The sequence below is a fragment of the Micromonospora sp. WMMB482 genome (assembly GCF_019038635.1).
Lineage (GTDB): Bacteria > Actinomycetota > Actinomycetes > Mycobacteriales > Micromonosporaceae > Micromonospora > Micromonospora marina.
The window spans coordinates 24,088-40,288 of record NZ_JAHOPD010000020.1; the positions used below are offsets into that span (position 1 = coordinate 24,088).

15 protein-coding genes and 1 pseudogene are annotated in these 16,201 nt (G+C 72.1%); 8 read left to right on the top strand and 8 right to left on the bottom strand.

Features of this window, described 5'->3' with window-relative positions; all coding sequences use genetic code 11:
- Positions 1–30 precede the first annotated feature (30 nt).
- A complete protein-coding gene (locus tag KSK32_RS00990) occupies positions 31–1,695 on the top strand; it encodes a serine/threonine-protein kinase (RefSeq protein WP_216928005.1) in 1,665 nt (554 codons plus the stop codon).
- Positions 1,696–1,784: 89 nt separating this feature from the next.
- On the opposite strand, the gene KSK32_RS00995 is transcribed toward KSK32_RS00990, so the two are convergent.
- The 4 genes and pseudogenes from KSK32_RS00995 to KSK32_RS01005 form a co-directional block, all read right to left on the bottom strand.
- Positions 1,785–2,231 carry a DUF305 domain-containing protein gene (locus KSK32_RS00995; RefSeq protein WP_216928006.1) on the bottom strand — a complete coding sequence of 149 codons (447 nt, stop codon included), beginning with the start codon at positions 2,229–2,231 and terminating at the stop codon, positions 1,785–1,787.
- Positions 2,232–2,397: 166 nt separating this feature from the next.
- Positions 2,398–2,550 carry a DUF305 domain-containing protein gene (locus tag KSK32_RS33130; RefSeq protein WP_308163619.1) on the bottom strand — a complete coding sequence of 51 codons (153 nt, stop codon included), beginning with the start codon at positions 2,548–2,550 and terminating at the stop codon, positions 2,398–2,400.
- A gap of 106 nt (positions 2,551–2,656) precedes the next feature.
- Positions 2,657–3,172 (bottom strand): annotated as a pseudogene (locus KSK32_RS34465) (DUF305 domain-containing protein); the annotation flags it as partial.
- On the bottom strand, positions 3,082–3,363 hold the full coding sequence (locus KSK32_RS01005) for a hypothetical protein (protein ID WP_216928007.1): 282 nt from the start codon (positions 3,361–3,363) through the stop codon (positions 3,082–3,084). The pseudogene KSK32_RS34465 and the gene KSK32_RS01005, both read right to left, overlap by 91 nt.
- 537 nt (positions 3,364–3,900) lie before the next feature.
- Between KSK32_RS01005 and KSK32_RS01010 the strand changes: the two genes are divergently transcribed.
- Together KSK32_RS01010 and KSK32_RS01015 are read left to right on the top strand one after the other, a co-directional pair.
- Complete coding sequence (locus KSK32_RS01010) at positions 3,901–4,530, top strand: NAD(P)-dependent oxidoreductase (RefSeq protein WP_216928008.1); 630 nt, start codon at positions 3,901–3,903, stop codon at positions 4,528–4,530.
- Between the two features lie 158 nt (positions 4,531–4,688).
- Positions 4,689–6,032: an FAD-binding oxidoreductase gene (locus tag KSK32_RS01015; protein WP_216928009.1), complete on the top strand. Its 1,344-nt coding sequence runs from the start codon at positions 4,689–4,691 to the stop codon at positions 6,030–6,032.
- Positions 6,033–6,113: 81 nt separating this feature from the next.
- Here KSK32_RS01015 and KSK32_RS01020 read toward each other — a convergent pair whose 3' ends face one another.
- Positions 6,114–6,596, bottom strand: a complete 483-nt coding sequence (locus tag KSK32_RS01020) for a hypothetical protein (protein ID WP_216928010.1) — start codon at positions 6,594–6,596, stop codon at positions 6,114–6,116.
- A gap of 240 nt (positions 6,597–6,836) precedes the next feature.
- Between KSK32_RS01020 and KSK32_RS01025 the strand changes: the two genes are divergently transcribed.
- The 3 genes from KSK32_RS01025 to KSK32_RS01035 all read left to right on the top strand — a co-directional run bounded on the left by KSK32_RS01025 (position 6,837) and on the right by KSK32_RS01035 (position 8,965).
- Positions 6,837–7,382, top strand: coding sequence for a hypothetical protein (locus tag KSK32_RS01025; RefSeq protein ID WP_216928011.1), 546 nt, complete (start codon positions 6,837–6,839; stop codon positions 7,380–7,382).
- Positions 7,383–7,398: 16 nt separating this feature from the next.
- Positions 7,399–8,397, top strand: a complete 999-nt coding sequence (locus tag KSK32_RS01030) for a DUF916 domain-containing protein (RefSeq protein ID WP_216928012.1) — start codon at positions 7,399–7,401, stop codon at positions 8,395–8,397.
- Positions 8,398–8,608: 211 nt separating this feature from the next.
- Positions 8,609–8,965 carry a hypothetical protein gene (locus KSK32_RS01035; RefSeq protein WP_216928013.1) on the top strand — a complete coding sequence of 119 codons (357 nt, stop codon included), beginning with the start codon at positions 8,609–8,611 and terminating at the stop codon, positions 8,963–8,965.
- Here KSK32_RS01035 and KSK32_RS01040 read toward each other — a convergent pair.
- The 3 genes from KSK32_RS01040 to KSK32_RS01050 all read right to left on the bottom strand — a co-directional run bounded on the left by KSK32_RS01040 (position 8,958) and on the right by KSK32_RS01050 (position 13,575).
- The gene (locus tag KSK32_RS01040) at positions 8,958–12,221 is read right to left on the bottom strand and encodes a putative Ig domain-containing protein (protein WP_216928014.1); all 3,264 of its coding nucleotides are present in this window, start codon (positions 12,219–12,221) and stop codon (positions 8,958–8,960) included. The genes KSK32_RS01035 and KSK32_RS01040 overlap by 8 nt on opposite strands.
- 195 nt (positions 12,222–12,416) lie before the next feature.
- Positions 12,417–12,659: a hypothetical protein gene (locus KSK32_RS01045; protein WP_216928015.1), complete on the bottom strand. Its 243-nt coding sequence runs from the start codon at positions 12,657–12,659 to the stop codon at positions 12,417–12,419.
- A gap of 163 nt (positions 12,660–12,822) precedes the next feature.
- Positions 12,823–13,575, bottom strand: coding sequence for a ZIP family metal transporter (locus tag KSK32_RS01050; RefSeq protein ID WP_216928016.1), 753 nt, complete (start codon positions 13,573–13,575; stop codon positions 12,823–12,825).
- Positions 13,576–13,838: 263 nt separating this feature from the next.
- Here KSK32_RS01050 and KSK32_RS01055 point away from each other — a divergent pair, with 263 nt between their 5' ends.
- Both KSK32_RS01055 and KSK32_RS01060 read left to right on the top strand, forming a co-directional pair.
- On the top strand, positions 13,839–14,399 hold the full coding sequence (locus tag KSK32_RS01055) for a DUF6328 family protein (RefSeq protein WP_216928017.1): 561 nt from the start codon (positions 13,839–13,841) through the stop codon (positions 14,397–14,399).
- A 334-nt stretch (positions 14,400–14,733) separates the two neighbouring features.
- Positions 14,734–16,176, top strand: a complete 1,443-nt coding sequence (locus tag KSK32_RS01060) for a gluconokinase (RefSeq protein ID WP_254186910.1) — start codon at positions 14,734–14,736, stop codon at positions 16,174–16,176.
- The last annotated feature ends 25 nt before the right edge of the window (positions 16,177–16,201 follow it).

Consider the following 16,201-nt stretch of genomic DNA (forward strand, 5'->3'; position numbering starts at 1 on the left):
CCGGGCCGGGAGCCGCTTCGAATCACCAGCATGGATGACGAGTTGCTCGCCGGCCGGTACCGCCGGCTCACGCCGATCGGGGACCCGGCGACCCCGAGGCGCGTCTGGTTGGCACGCGACGAGCTACTCGACCGGCACGTCGCACTCAACCAGATCGCCCTACCGGGTTGGGTGAGCAACGCGGAACGGTCGCGCCTGCGGGACACGACGCTCGGGGAGGTACGCGCCCTGGCGAGTCTGGACCATCCGGGCGTGACCGGGATGTGGGACGCGCTCAGCACCGACGGGTACCTCTGGCTCGTCATGGAGCACGTACCCTCCCGCACCCTGTCCGAGGTGGTCGCCACCGACGGCCCGCTGGCTCCGGCCGAGGTCGCCAGGGTGGGCCTGCACCTGCTCGCCGCCCTCGACGCCGCCCACGCGGTGGGGGTGCTGCACCGGGAGGTCCGTCCGCGAAACGTGCTCCTCGCCGACGACGGGCGGGTGGTACTCGGCGGATTCGGCCTGTCGATCCTCGACAGCCGCGTCCCGGCGGCCGTCACCGCGGCGACCCTGTCGAGGCTCCAGTACGTCGCGCCGGAGCACACCCGGGACGGCAGGTCCACCCCGGCGACCGACCTGTGGGCCCTCGGCGCAACCCTCTACCTGGCCGCCGAGGGCCGGCTGCCGTGGACCCGGCCCACCACCCTCGCCACGCTCGCCGCCCTGGCCACCGAGGCACCGGACCGGATGACCGCGCTGCCGCTCGAGCCCGCGATCACCGGTCTCCTGCTGCGCAATCCCCGTCAGCGCCTGTCCACCCGGGAAGCCCGCGACCGGCTTGAGCAGGTAACGGCGGCCACCTCGCCCGTCGACCCCGTGCCCACACCCCGAGCAGGCCGCGGGCAGCCCCGGGCCGGCGGTCGGCCCCGGTGGCGTCCAGCCGCCGCGGCGACCGACCCGATCTCACCGGACGCGGTCACCACCACGCCCATCGCGGTCACCGCGTCGACCACCCGCGACCGGAAGACCGGCTGGGCGTTCGCCGGCGCCGTGCTGGGCCTGATCGGAGTCGGTGCCGTCGCCGTCACGGCAGCCGGCGCGGTGACGGGCGGCTTGCGCGGCCAGGACGGCGCACCGGCGGCCGGACGGGACGACACGACGGCCGGCGCGATGCCGGCGACCCCACCGGCCCGCCCCGTCCACCTGTGCCTGAACGACGCCGCCGGCGAGGCCGAACCGCTGCGGGAACCCACCGAACCGCTGCCGCACGCCCCGCCGAAGGGGTGGTCGTGGCACCAGGACCCGGCAGGCTTCCTGATCGCGGTGCCCGACCGCTGGACCCGGCACACCGAGGGCACGACGATCTGCTTCCGCGATCCCGCTCGGCCAGACGCCGTCGCCGTCGACCTCAGCGTCAGAGCCTCCACCATGCCATCGAAGCGATGGGAGGCCGCCGAGCGCGACCTGCTCAGGACCGGAGCGCTGTCCGGATATCAGAAAATCAGCATCGGGCCGATCATCCGCCCGGGTGGCGCCGCCGAGTGGGAGTACACCTGCGACCAGCCCGACGGGGAGCGGTTGCACACCCGCCGGCTGCTGATCAACGACGGCCGAGCCCGCGCCTACAGCCTGTCCTGGATCACCCAGGACAGCCGGTGGACCCAGACCCGCCCGCTCCAACAGACGGCCCTCCGAAATTTTCGCCTGGTCTGAGGCGGCCGAGTGACGGTTCATGGAACGGTGTCGGGATCGACCCGACATCACGGGCAGACTCGGCGTCGTGCGCCCAGATCAGGACTGGGTCAGTACCGGTCGCGGAGGATCCTCTTCATCTGCGTGATCTCCTCCTCCTGGGACGTGACGATCTGGTCACAGAGCCGGACGATCTCCGGGTCGGTGATGTTCGACTCCGCACAGACCAGGACCGCCCGGGAGTGGTGGGGAATCATCGACTTGAGGAAGCCCTCGTTGCCCACGAACGGCTCGGTGCGTACGGCCGCGAACCCGCCGACGAACAGGGCGCCCAACACGGCGTACAGCACGATGTTGAGGCGCCGGTCGGTGAACATCTGGTGCATGACGCCCATCATGATCAGACCCATGACGGCCACCATGAGCACCGCCATGTAGAAGTTGCTCGGGTTCAGGTAGAAGTCCGACCATCGGCGGATCTGCGACAGCGTGAGGACGAACATGACCGCGAGGCTGATCAGCAGCACCAGGCCGAACCGGATGTAGTTCCTCGTCATCTTTCCTCCGTCGGTACTCGACGGCCCGTCATGCACGGGCGTCTTGTCTCCATCGGTGACACTTTCTGTGGAGGCGCGAGCTGAGGCGAGGCGCACGCCGCTGACCGTGCTCCGCCACCCTGACCGGCGCGGTGGCCGGACGGGTCCGGCCGCCGCGCGGTACTGGTCAGATCCGGCTCAGCAGGATCCTCATCGTGTCGATCTCGGTCTGCTGGGTGGTGCTGATCCGCCCGGCGAGCGCCTTGGCGTCTGCGTTGGTCCCGTGCGCGGCCTCGTCCCGCGCCATCGCGATCGCCCCTTCGTGGTGGGCGATCATCATCGACAGGATCTGCCTGTCGAATCCGTCCGGCTGCCGCCGGGCCGCCGTGGTCCATCCCCGGCATGCCGCTCCGCGTGGCGGTGGTGCCGCCCGGCGGCATCGGCGTGCCCCACTTGGTCAACCAGCGGCTCATCGCGGCGATCTCGGGTGCCCGGGCGTCCTTGGTCTGGATGGCGAGCTGCTTGACCTGAGGGTCGGCAGCCCTGGTGGCGGCCAGGTCCACCATGGCCACTGCCTGCTGGTGGTGCGGGATCATCATCCGCGCGAACATCACGTCCGCCGCGTTCTGTGCCCCAGCCCACGTGCTGTCGACCGAGGTGGTGGTGGGCGAGCGGTGGCCGTCGCCGGCCGCGCGGTGGTCGTCGATGCTGTCGCAGGCGACCAACGCAGCGCCGGCGGTGAGGCGCACGCCGGCCACGAGGGCACAGCGCCGAAAGGTACGGGACATGACAGACCAAGCCTTTCCAAGTCGGTGAACGTGCGCAGAGCGACTCGGGCGGGCAGCCGTGGTGCCCGCCCGCAGAGACGCTCCTATGTGCGCAGCACCGACACCGCGGCGGCGCGTTGCCCCATCCCGGGCGAGGGGGGCGGGACACGGGAACCCGCCGAGGACGGCTGGCATCGGTCGTCGCCGGGCGCGACGCTCGCCCGTCGCAACAGCAGGGCTGCGGTCAGCGCCAGCGCCACCCCGAACGAGCCGACGATCGCCAGGCACACGGTCCACCCGGGCAGGTGCCCAGGCGCATCGCCCGGCGCGGCGGTCAGCCCGGCGCACCGGTCTCCGGCACACCCGCCGGAGACTGCCGCGCTCATCGCGGCAACCGTCTCCGCCGGCTGCATCGCCGAGTGTGGGATCGCAGGCAAGCCCCGTCCGTGGTGCCCGTCGGCCATCGCGGGCTGGTGGCCCAGGCTGTGCATCGCCGCGAGCCCGATCAGGGTGGCGGTCAGCAAGACGAAACGGACGGTCCACCCGCCCCGCCCCGCCGAGATACCCGTCACGACTCCGACACTACCGGGCACCGGCGGGTTCGCGTCGCCGACACGTTCGGCCGGCTGCACGCGGCTGAGCCCGGGTGACTCCGTCCAGCCGCGGCCGAAAGTCCGTTAGTCTCCACCCGACGGTCGGCTACCGTCGGCGTTCGTGTCCCTAGGAGTTGACGTGCCTCTTCCCTGCCCGACCGTGCGGATCGCCACCACCGCAGACGGCGCCAGGTCCCGGATGGGCCGTGTCGGTCGCTGGTCGACCGGCCGCGTCCTGCTGCCTCGGCTCGTCCCGACCTCTCCGCGGCGGACTCCGCCGACCGACATGCGGGGCGCCCGGCGCCACGAGGTCCTTGCCGGCCGGGCCGCGTGACGGGCGTCAGGCTGCTGGTCTTCGGGGCCAGCGGCGGCACCGGCCGGCTGGTCGTCGAGGGCGCGCTCGCCGCCGGCCACCGGGTCACGGCGGTCGCCCGCCACCTCGGCGACCTGCCAGCACACCCCGGTCTGACACTGCGGCCCGCAGACGTTCGGCAGGCCCGCGACCTCGCGGAGATCGCCTCCGCGCACGACGCCGCGATCTCCGCTCTCGGCGGCCGCGCCCGCCACCCCGCAGGCATCTACTCCGGTGGCACCCGTGCCGTCACCGAAGCCCTGCGGACAGCCGGCGTGTCCCGGTTGATCGCGGTCTCCTCCGGCGGAGTGCGGTCCGACGACCCCGGCCTGCCGCTGTGGTATCGGCTCGCCATCCCGGTGTTTCTCCGCGAACTCTACCGTGACATGTCGGTCATGGAAGATATCGTCCGTAACAGCTCGCTCGACTGGACTCTCGTCCGGTCGGCGTACCTCACCGATGGCCGCGCCCGAGGCACATACCGCGTACAGGACAGCCGCAATCCGCCCGGCGGATGGCGACTCAGCCGTGCGGACCTCGCCGCCTTTCTCCTCCAGCAGCTCACCGACACACGATGGCTCGGCCGGACTCCGACGCTGGCCTACTGACCGAAGGCACTCCGCGATCCGGCGACGCGGTCCGAAGGGCCGTCGACGCCGGATCGCGCCTCGGACGAGTGGTGATGCGGCGATCTGGCGCCACGGCCACCGCACACGGTGCTTCAGTGCCTTCACCCGCCGTCCTCGATCGGAATCGGAGCACTGTCGTGGCCGCTGCCGACACCCAGCCGCTGAAGACCCGTCTACCCGGGCGCGTGTTCGAACCCGGCGCGGACGCCTACGACCGGGCCACGAGGCCGCGGAACACGTCCGCGCGCCAGCGCCCCGCCGCCGTGGTCGTCGCGGAGACGCCGGACGACGTCGCCGGCTGCCTCCAGGCCGCCGGCGTGGCCGGTCTTCGGGTCGTCGTGCAGGCCACCGGACACGGCGCGGGCGCGGACATCGGCGACGAGGCGCTGCTGCTCGACACCTCGCGGCTGAACGCCGTGGACGTAGATCCCGACCGGCGCGTGGTGCGGGCCCAGGCGGACGCGACCTTCGGCGCCGTCAACGACGCCGCGTACCGGCACGGCCTGCTGGCCCCGGGCGGCACCGCGCCCGACGTGGCCGTGGCCGGTTACACCGTCCACGGTGGGGTGGGTTGGCTCACCCGACCGCACGGCCTGGCCAGCGCCGCGCTCACCGCCGTGGACGTCGTCGACGGCACCGGCCGGCGCCTGCACGCCGACGGTGAGCAGCACACCGACGTGTTGTGGGCCTACCGCGGCGGCGGCGGGGTCGGCATCGCGACCGAGTTGGAGATGCGGCTGTTCCCGGCCGACGACCTGCACGCCGGCTACGTCCTGTGGGGGGTCGAGCACGCGGCGGCGGTCATCCCCGCATGGGGTACGGCGCTGTCCGCCCTGGATCCGGCCGTCACCAGCGCGATCGGGCTGCTGCACGCCCCCGACGCACCGAGCGTGCCGCAGGCGCTGCGGGGCAAGCCGGTGGTGCACCTGTCCGCCGCCACCGTCGCCGGCGAAGCCGCGATGCGGAGCCTGCGGGCGATCCTGTCCACGCTCCCCACGCCCGCGATCGACACCCTCGGCCCCTGCGACGCGGGGCGCCTGTCCATGATCCACCTGGACCCACCGACACCCGTGCCCGCCCTCGGCGAGGGACGGTGGCTCACCGGCGAAGCCGGCACACGCGCCCTCGAGATCCTCACCGCGGCCGGGGACGACTCACCACTGGGCGAGGTGGAACTACGCCACGTGGCGGTGGCCCACTCCCCCGTGCCGGGAGCCGAGACCTCCTGCCCCGGGCAGGTTCTGCTGCACGCCACCGGAGCCGCTCCGGACGCACCCACGCGGATGCGGGTGGCGTCCGCGCTGCGGGCCGTGCTGTCCGCCGCCGGGCCGGTCGACACCGGCCGCAGCGCCGCGGCCTTCCGTGACGGCCAGCCCTCCGCCCCGGACGCGCTTGCACCCGACATCCGCGCGCGCGTCGACTCCGTCCGACGAGCGATCGACCCGTACGGCATCATCACCCCGTCCCGGTCGCTTCGGTGAGGGGCGCACGGCCCGGTCCACCCGCGCCCAGCGCACCGCGGGCGGGGCGGCCGAGATGCTCGGGTGCGACCGCGCGGACCGCTACTCGAAGAACGTGAGGCTCCAGCCGGTGTCGGTGTTCGGGGCGGGGACGTTGGCCCAGTTGTGAGGCGTTCCCTTCGGCGCCGCGTGGAACATCGGCGGAAACCGCGGCCCGGCCGGAAGGCTCGAGGCGACGTCACCGCGTAGCAGCAGGAAGGTGTGGTGGCCGGGACCGTCGACGTAGCGGGTCGGATCCCAACCGGGCATCATGGTGGACCGGTTCGAGCCGAACAGACAGCCGTTGGACCTGTGCCAGCCCCACACGTACGTCGGGTCGCCGCCGGCCCGCAGCCGCAGGTCGGCCAGGCAGTACCGGTCGCTCCAGCCGCCGTTGGCGGAGTAGACGATGTGCAACTGCCCGTCGGGGTCCCGAATCGGCTCGGGTCCCTCGTTGATGAAGGGGTGGCCGACCACCCGCTCCCACGGCTCTCGGGTGCTGGGAGATGACGTGGCGTCCCCGCCCGGCGTGGTCGGGCTGCTCATCCGGGCGAGTCAGGCCCCCAAACCGCACCCTCCCGTGGGACTCACTGTCGGATCGCGGAGCCCTTCAGAACAAGCGCCGCGGGGCGGTCCGGCACGGAGCGGATTCCCCACCCGCGGCTGCGAGATCGCTGCGTCCGGCAAGCCGAATCAAGACTGCCTATAAGGAGGTTTGGGGGGGTTTTATCCGTTTACTGTTTGTTTGCGCGCTTCTCAGCGTGCAGACGAGTGAAGGGAGCTTCGATGCGTAAAGGACTTCTGGCGGCCGCGGTCGCCGGCGTCGCCACCTCCGTGGCGTTCGCCGCGCCGGCGGTGGCGGACGACGCCGACACGACGGTGACGCTGACCGTGAACGCGAGCGGCGGTCTCACGATCACCGTACCGGCGTCGGCGAACCTCGGGCAGGGCACCGAGGGCGCGACCGTCTCCGGTCAGCTCGGTCCCGTGACCGTGCTCGACCAGCGGGGTTCGCTGACCCCCAACTGGACCGCCACGGTCATCTCCACCGACTTCAAGACCGGTGGCGGCACGTCGGCCGAGACGATCCCGAACATCAACGTGGAGTACTGGTCCGGCGGGGCCACCTCGACGGCCGGCAGCGGCACGTTCACGCCCGGGCAGCTCACGGCCGCCGATCGGGTGATCATCAACGTGCCGCGGACGGCGTTCACCCACACCGGCGGATCCGGCAACAACTTCGCCACCTGGAACCCGAGCCTTCTGGTCAACATCCCGGACGGGACCGTCCAGGGCACCTACACCGGCACGGTGACACATTCGGTGGTCTGACCGCCCCGGCGGGCTGGTGCTGTCGGCCTTCGTAGCGCTGATCGCGCTCGGAGCGCCGGCGGCACCGGCCGCCGCTGGGCGAGCGCAGCAACCGGCCGGTGACGCGGACACCGGCGGGATCGGGCTGCGACTGCTGGACATACCCACCGACCGGGTCGCTGATCCACGGGCCCAGGTCTACGTCGTCGACCACGTGCGGCCGGGATCGACGATCAGTCGACGGGTCGAGGTCCGCAACACCTCGACGCAGCCGCTGCGGGTCGAGCTGTACGCCGGGGCCGCGTCGATCGTGGGGACCGCCTTCACCGTGCCCGAAGGCCGCAAGGGCAATGAGTTGAGCGGCTGGGTGCGTCTCGGACGGAAGACAGTCGACCTCGAGCCCGACGGCCGGAAGGCGGTGACTGTCGACATCGTGGTGCCGAAGAGCGCCTCGAAGGGCGAACGGTACGGCGCGATCTGGGCACAGGTGACCAGCCCGTCCGGCCGCGGTGGCAACGTCACCCAGGTCCACCGCGTCGGCGTACGCCTGTATCTCGACGTCGGTCCGGGCGGCGAGCCACCGACCGACTTCCGCATCGAGTCCGTGACGGCCCGGCCCGGCGCCGGGCGCTTCCCGGTGGTCACCGCGCACGTGGTGAACACGGGTGAGCGGGCGTTGGACATGACCGGAACGCTCACGCTCAGCAAGGACGCGGTGCGGGCCGGGCCGTTCCGTGTCAGCAGCGGGGCGACCATCCCACCCGGCGGCAGCGGTGACGTCGGCATCGAACTCGACCAGTCCCTGCCCGCGGGGCTCTGGGACGTCCGGCTGGTGCTGGCCAGCGGTACGGTCGAGCGGACCGCCGAGGGCAGGATCACGCTGCCGGTGCCGGGTACGGTCGCGATGACGGCCGGTCGGCCGGCCTGGCTGGTCTACTCCGTCGGCACGGCGACCGCGCTGGCGCTGCTCGTCGCCGCGGGGGTTTGGTATCTCTTCCGCCGCCGCACGCGAGTTAGGGTGGCACCCTCCGGCTGAGTTAGCCCCCCGAACGCGAAGTCCTCGACCCGGTCGCCTTTTCGTAGGCGACCGGGTCACACGCGTGAAATCACGCGACGGTGCACGATCGATGACTTAGAGTTACTTTCGTCTTAACCGGGAACGCGTCGAACGGGGGTTTGTCGTGGTCGTCCATCGTCACGGTGCGCGGGCCGGAGGCGGTTCGCGTCGTCGGAGCGTACTCGCCGGAGTGGCTCTGGGCGCGGCCCTCGCGACGACCGGGGCGGCGCCCGCCGCAGCTGGTGCCGGTCCGCCGCTGGCGCGGGCCCCGATCGCGGCTCACGGCCCGGTGGAGGCGCGGCCGGGCGCGGCGGCCGCGCCGGGCGCGGCACCCACCTCCGGCTCGACCGATGTCATGTTCGACGTGGTGCCGGCGTCGCCGACCCGCGGCCCCACCGCCAGACCGTCACCGTCGAACGGTCCGCTGCCGGTCACCGGCACCGGCCGGCAGGCGCTGCTCGCCCTGGCCTCCGGCGTGCTGCTCACCGGCGCCGGCGTGGCGTTCGTCGCCATCGGTGTCCGGCGTCGACCCACGCGGCTCAGATGACCGAGTGGGTCACCGTCGCGCGGTAGGAGCCGACCACCAGGTCAGTCGGCAGACTTACCGAGAGGGCGGGATTCCAGGTGGCCGAGTTGGCGCCGGCCGCGCCGGTCCAAGCTGCCGCCGTCCGTGGGACGTCCAGCGGCGCGCCGAGCTGGGGCGTGAAGCTGCCGTTGCCGGTCGTCGACACCGCCGGCCCCGAGACGTACGCGACGGCAGCCGGTGCGATGGTCTCGGCCGTCGAGCCCGAGCCGGCGCGGAAGGGAGTGATCGCCACGATCGCGGTCCAGGCGCCGGACCGGGGCCCGCGGTCGTCGGAGACGGTGACCGGTCCGAGGCGTCCCGTGACCGCCGGCGTGCCCGCGGCGACCGTCCCCAGTGACGCGCCGGCGGGCGCGCTGATGGTCAGCCCGGCCAGCGGGTCGACCACCAGGTCGACCGGGCGGCTGTCCCGCTGTCCGAAGGAGTCGGTCACCTCGACGGTGAAGGTGAAGCTGCCCGCGGAGGTGGGGGTGCCGAAGAGCAGGCCGCTGCCCGGGTCGAGGGTGAGCCCCGGCGGGAGCGCGCCGGCGCTCACCGACCAGCCGAAGGGCCCGGTGCCACCGACGACGGTCAGCGGATACGAGTAGGGGTCGTACTCCTTCGCGGTCGGCGGCGGCGCGAAGCTGAGGCGGGGGGCTGCCGCGGCGGTGATCGTCGCCGGCCGGTCGTCGGAGAAACCGCTGGCGTCGGTGACCCGCATCGTGAACGGGTAGCTGCCCGCCTCGCGCGGGCTGCCGGAGAGCACACCGGTGGCCGGATCGAGGGTGAGCCCGGGCGGTAACGTCCCGGCGCTCACCGACCAGGCCAGCGGCGCCGTCCCACCGGACACGGTCAGTGCGACGCGGTAGCCGGCGCCGACCTCACCGGCCGGCGGCGGCCCGAAGGTGAGCGACGGCGGTGGGTTCGGTCTGACCGGCCCGGCGGGCGCGGAGTCCGGTCCGGTGCCGGCGGCGTTGACGGCCGCGATCCGGAAGGTGTACGTCTCGGTGGACGTCAGACCGGTGACGCTCCACGAGGTCGACGTCGCGGGCACGGTGACGGCGGTCCGCGCCACTGCATCGACGTACGGGGTGATGCGGTAGCCGGTGACGGGGGAGCCACCATCGGCGGGCGCGGTCCAGGTCAGCACGGCGGAGTTCGTGCCGGCGACGACCGAGGTGATCGTCGGCGCGGCCGGCGTGGTGTAGGGCACCACCGCGTTCGACGCGGGGCTGACCGGCCCGGTGCCGTACGCGTTCGTGGCCGCCACGCGGAACGAGTAGGAGGCGCCGACGGTGAGCCCGGTCAGCGTCCGGCTGGTGGTGGAGGCATCGAATGTCAGCGCCAGCTGCGGCACGCCGTTGCGCACCGGTGTGACGACGTATCCGGTGATCACGCTGCCGTTGCTCACCGGGGCACTCCAGGAGACCGTCGCGGCGGCGACACCGGCGCTGGCGGTTGGCGCCGGTGGCGCGTCCGGCGCGGAGGCGTACACGTAGTTGGCCGCGCCCGCCGTTCCCCGGGCCACGACGGAGACGGTCACCGGGGCCGCCGCCGGCCGGGGCGGCATCGAGGGGATGCCGAGGGTGCCGTCCCCGTTGGTGGTGAAGCAGCCGGCGGACACGCCGCCGGGGCAGGGCAGCAGCACCACCGAGGTGCCGGCGGCCTGCTCAGCGGCCGTGCCGATGGTGATGGCGGTCGCACCGCCGAGGTTGGTGCCGCTGACGGTGACGGCGGTGCCGCCACCGACGGGACCCACCGCCGGCGCGACGGCCAAGCCGGTGGGTGCGGTCAGCGGCGTGACCGCCGTGGTGCCGCCAGAGTAGCCGGGGTTGGCGTCGACCGACGAGGCGGTGACCACCGTCGCGCTCTGCACCAGCGCGGGCGTCACACTGCTCTCGGTCACGGTGGCGACCACAGTGATCCCCGGTAGCGAGCTGCCCGCCGGGAACGGGCCGTTGCTGTTGGTGCATCTCACGGTCTGTCCGGCCGGCGGTTCGCAGAACCAGCCCGACCCGAAGGCGCCGCGCGGCAGCACACCCGGGGGCAGGGTCTGCGTCACCGAGATCGAGGCGGTCTCGGCGACCCCCGGATCGACGCCGCTGCTGATGGTGTAGGTAACCGGGTCACCGGGCTGCGGAGCCGCGCCGACAGAGCTGGTCTGCACGACCCTGAGATCCGGCACCGCGTTGAAGCTGACCACGCGGGTCGAGTCGACCTCGTGGAAGTCGGTCACCGAGCCCGTCGAGCCGACCCAGCCGAAGGCGAGTTGGCGCGGATAGCCGTCGGCGTTGAGCCAGGTCGGCGACGGATAGAGGCTCGACGCGACCACCGGCAACGCTCCGGTGAGGGTTCGGGCCGTGCCACCGACCGGGGTGAACCGGACGGCGTACTGCCCGGCGGGCACGGTGATGCCGTTGTCGGTGGTGAACGGGGACCTGGTGGTGTTGACCACCACGTCGACCGGCACCGCGGCGGCCGACCGGGTCGCCGCGCGCAGGGCGATGGCGGGCGAGGAGGTGCTGCTGGCGGTGCTGTTGACGGCGCAGTAACCCGCTCCGTTGCGGCCCGGCCCGCGGATGATCACCTGGCCCGGAACTCGTCCGCCCGTGGTGGAGATGTATGCCGGGTTCGTGCATCCGGTGCCCTGGTAGACGCTGTTGCTGAAGTTGCCGTAGACGTCCAGGCCGACGCCGAGGTAGCCGTTCGACAGACCCACACTGCGACCGGTGAACGCGGCGGAGTAGCCGAGCGAACCACCAGGCTGACCGATCACGGAAGGGGCTAGCGGGTTTGCCGGATCGACGGCCGCGAGGACGAAGGCCAAGCCGTCCGCGCCCGGGCTGCTGCCGCCGTACTGGTACGACGTGAACGAGACGTGCAGCCCCTGCGAGGTGGGCACGCTGACCGCGCCGAACACGCCGCCCTGCCGCTGGGTGCTGGCCGGCGTCAGGCGGAGCTTGCCGTTGCCCGGGGTGTCCGTGGCGCTGGGACAGCTCAGCAACGGACCGGTGCCGGTGTTCCCCGCGGCGCTGAGGCAGGCGGCGTTGGTGGCCGAGCCGGCGGGCACCCCCGGCACGGCCACCGGCCCGAGACCGTTCGCGACGTTGTTCCGGAAGGGTTGGTCGAACAGGACGGAGCCGGCGGCGGAGGCGGCAGTCGCGGTGACGACGAGCGTGACCACACTGACGGCGGCGGTGAGCACCGCGAGAATCGATGACGATCGGCGTGGGCGTGACATGTCTGCTCCTGGCTCCGGTGTTCGCTCAGCTTCCGGACAGCCTAGGGGCGCAACCGATCGAAAGTTACATAAAGGACGTATGTGAAAGTGCCCCACGCCACCCGAGAGGGCACCCCCGGTCGCTGCGTGACCAGCACGCTCGCTGGCGAAGCCCGACCCCTCCGCGGACACCGGTCAGCCCAGGTGGGGGCGCTTTCATCCGTGGTAGTCGTAGGTGTACTGGCCGTCGTCACCGATCGCGGGCCGGTCGGTTCCGGGTTGGGTGCGCAGCGTGTACGAGGCGGTGCGGCCCCCCGGGGTGTGTTCCTGGGTGGTCGCGTGGCCGCCGGTCCAGTCCGGCGGCACCGGCACGGTGAGCACCGCCGGAAATTCCTGCTGGATACGTCTCTGTCCATCGAGTGGACCACCGAGAAACTCGACGATGTTCGCGCCCTGCATACCGGCAGCATGGCACGCCGTGGCGCGGTTCGGGGCGCAGGTCGTCCACACCGGCCGAACGGACCGGGGCGTTGCATATCGACCAGCCGCACGGCACATCCCCCCAGAGCGATCATGTCGAGCGGTCACCGCCGGGCAGGATTCGGGGGAACGGCGGCGTCGCTCACAGCGTGGCGAGCACGAAGGAGAGCACGAACCCAGCGGTCGTGCTCAACGCGACCGAGGGCCCGCCTTTCTCGTACGCTTCCGGCATGAGGGTGTCCGCGAGAGATGCCAGCACCGCCCCGGCGGCGAACGCCAGCGGCAGCGAGATGGTCTCCGGCGCGGTGTGGGACAGCGGGCCGGCGCCCAGGACCACGGCCGCGACGAGTACCGCCGCGCACACCCCCCACATGCCGAGCACGAAGGCGGTGGACCGGCCCTGTGCCCGCATCGAGGCACTGCCGACCAACGCCTCGGGAAAGTTCGACACGAAGATCGCCGCCAGCAGCGCCAGCCCACCGGTGCCCTCACCCAGCGACACACCGAGCGCGACGTTCTCGGGCACGCCGTCGAGGGTGACAGCAGCCAGCAGCGCCAAGCCGGCGGCGCCGGTGGTCGACGCGGTCGACGCGGCCCGGTCCCGAGCGGCAGCGTCCGGATCGAGCTTCTCGCTACCGTGTGGTTGCCGACGGCCGCCCTGCGCCACCCGGTCCAGTCCGGCGCTCAGCGCGGTGAACACCCCCGCACCGACCACCAGCCCGATCGCGGCGCGCCAGATGCCACCCTGCTCGTAGGCGTCCTCGAACAACTCGAAGGCCAGCGCCGTGATCAACGCACCCGAGGCGAACGCGAGCAGAACGGCCAGCCACCTCTTGGGCAGCCGGATCCACACCCCGGCCGCCGCGCCCAGCAGCAGCGCGCTCGAGGCCACCATGCCGAAGATAAACGCTCTCACATGTTGCCCCTACCCAGTCCGGCACAGTGCTCAACCACACCTGACGCGCGGCGGACCGGCCCACGCATCGACGCCGCGGGCGGCGGAACACCGGCCCGGCTCCCCTGCGACACAGCCCGCAGCGACCCGATCTGACCGCGGCCTTGCGGGCGTGGTTCGTCGTTCCGTCGTCGCCCGTAGGGACGCGAGATGCGTGGTGAGAGGATGCCCTCGGCAGACAGCCGTGATTGAGGGAGTTCGACGTGAGCGATCAGTACCGACCGGACGCGGCGCCGGACGGGCGGGACGAGTCGGAGCAGGAGCGCGCAGACCGGCACTTCGACGAACTGCTTCAGGAACTGCGGGTCGCCCAGACCGGAGTGCAGATCCTTTTCGCCTTCCTCCTGACCCTGCCCTTCACGCAGCGGTTCGGGATCCTCGGCGACGGGCAGCGCGCTGCGTACCTGACCACGCTTCTCCTTGCGGCGGTGGCGACGGTGTGCCTCATCGCGCCGGTCAACCACCACCGGATCCTGTTTCACCGGGATCGCAAGTCGGACTTCGTCGCCGCGGCGAGCCGGCTGGCGCTGGCGGGCCTGTCGTCGCTCTGGTTGGCCATCGTCGGCGCCGTCTACCTGGTCATCGACGTCGTTATCGGCACACCCGCAGCCGTAGCCGTCGGCACCGGGCTCGCCACGGCATTCGTCGCCGTCTGGTACCTGCTGCCGATGGCACAACACGCGCGACGCACAGGACAGGCTGCGTCGATGGCGCGACCGCGCAAGCCAGTCGACGAACCACACGAGATCCGCAGCGCCGGCTGAGGGCATGATCGGCGCAGCGGTTCCGCGCACGACCGCAAGGCGCGCCGACGCCGGCGCGTGAGCAAGCGGTGAAAGCCACTGTCCTCGGCGTTTCCCGCGTCGATCCCCCTTGACCTCAGCCCCTGCGTGAGGTTCCGGCTGCGGCCGGTCCGACCAGGCGGCCGGTCTCCCGGCTTCGATACCTGAATCCTGCACCACGGAGAACGCCCTCAGGCCGGACGAAAGAGTGCGCCCGACATCAGAGTCGGGCTATGGTCGCCGAAGACCCCGAACGCCCGCCCCAGCGAGGACCACGATGCCCCAGAGCGGCGACGACATCGCTCTCGACTCGGCGTTGGATCCGCTGGTCCTCGCGATGGACATCGGGTCCACGGCGACCCGCGGCGGCGTGCACGACGCGTCCGGCCGGCGGATCCACGGCCTGCAGCACAAGGTGCCGCACACCTTCACCGTCGCGCCTGACGGCACCTCGATCATCGACCCCGATCAGGTGACGGCCGAGGTCGAAGAGGTCCTCGACGCGGCAACCAGCGACCCGCGGTTGGGAACCCGCATCGCTGGCGTCGCGATGGACACCTTCGCCGCCTCGCTGATCGCGGTCGACAAGGCCGGCCGCGCCCTCACGCCGTGCCTGACCTACGCCGATTCCCGCAGCGCGCACGCGGTCGTCGCCCTACTCGAGGAACTTGACGAACGGGCGGTTCACCAGCGCACCGGCACCCGCCTTCACACGAGCTACCACGCTCCACGCCTGCGCTGGCTCTCCGCCACACAGCCGCACCTCGTCGCCAACACCGCGAACTGGTGGTCCCTGGGCGAGTACGTCCTGGCTTGGCTGATCGGCCATTCCCTGGCCGGGACCTCCACGGTGGCGTGGACGGGTCTGCTCAACCGCAGCAGCGGCGAGTTCGACGCCGAACTGCTCGCCGCCGCGGGCGTCGACCCCGATCAGCTTTCCCCACCCCAGAACACGAACCAACCGGCTCCCCCAGCGAGCACGACGCGCTGGCCCGCACTGGCCAAGGCGGCGTGGTTTCCCGTCATCACCGACGGCTTCGCCAGCAACGTCGGGTCCGGGGCCACCGACGCCACGGTACTCACCGCGGCGACAGCCACCAGCGGTGCGCTGCGGGTGCTGCTCGACGGCCCGGCCGAGCCCCTGCCGTACGGACTGTGGAACTACCGGGTCGATGCGGGACGCACGCTGCTCGGCGGAGCGATCAACGACGTCGGTCGCGCCGTGAGTTGGGCACGGAGCACCCTACGTCTCAGCCCGGCACTCGCGGGCACCCTCACCGCGCCGCCGAATCACACCACGCCGCTGGTGCTGCCGTACCTCACCGGGGAACGAGCACCGGGCTGGGTCGGCGGGGCACGCGCCGTGCTCGGCGGAGTATCAGCAGCCAGCGACGCCGACACCCTGTTCCGCGGGATCGTCGAGGGCGTGGCCATCACCTATGCGCGAGTCGCCGACGAACTACATTCAGCCGCCCCGCACATCCTGGAAGTCGCGGCAGTGGGACGTGTCAGCAACGACCACCCGGAATGGCTGCAGATCCTCGCGGACGTGCTCGGGCGACCCGTCACACACGTGACCCGACGCCGCGCCACCCAATGTGGCACCGCGCTACTCGCCCTCGACGAGCTGGCGCCAGACGTACCGCGCGCGAGCCGGACCACCGGAGCGGCGTACGAGCCCCAGCCCGCACACGTCGAACACTACGCACAGCGGCGCGCGCGGTTCGCCGAGGCGTACGAAACGCTCATACACAACTGACGACGCGGTGGCGGCGCCTCATGTC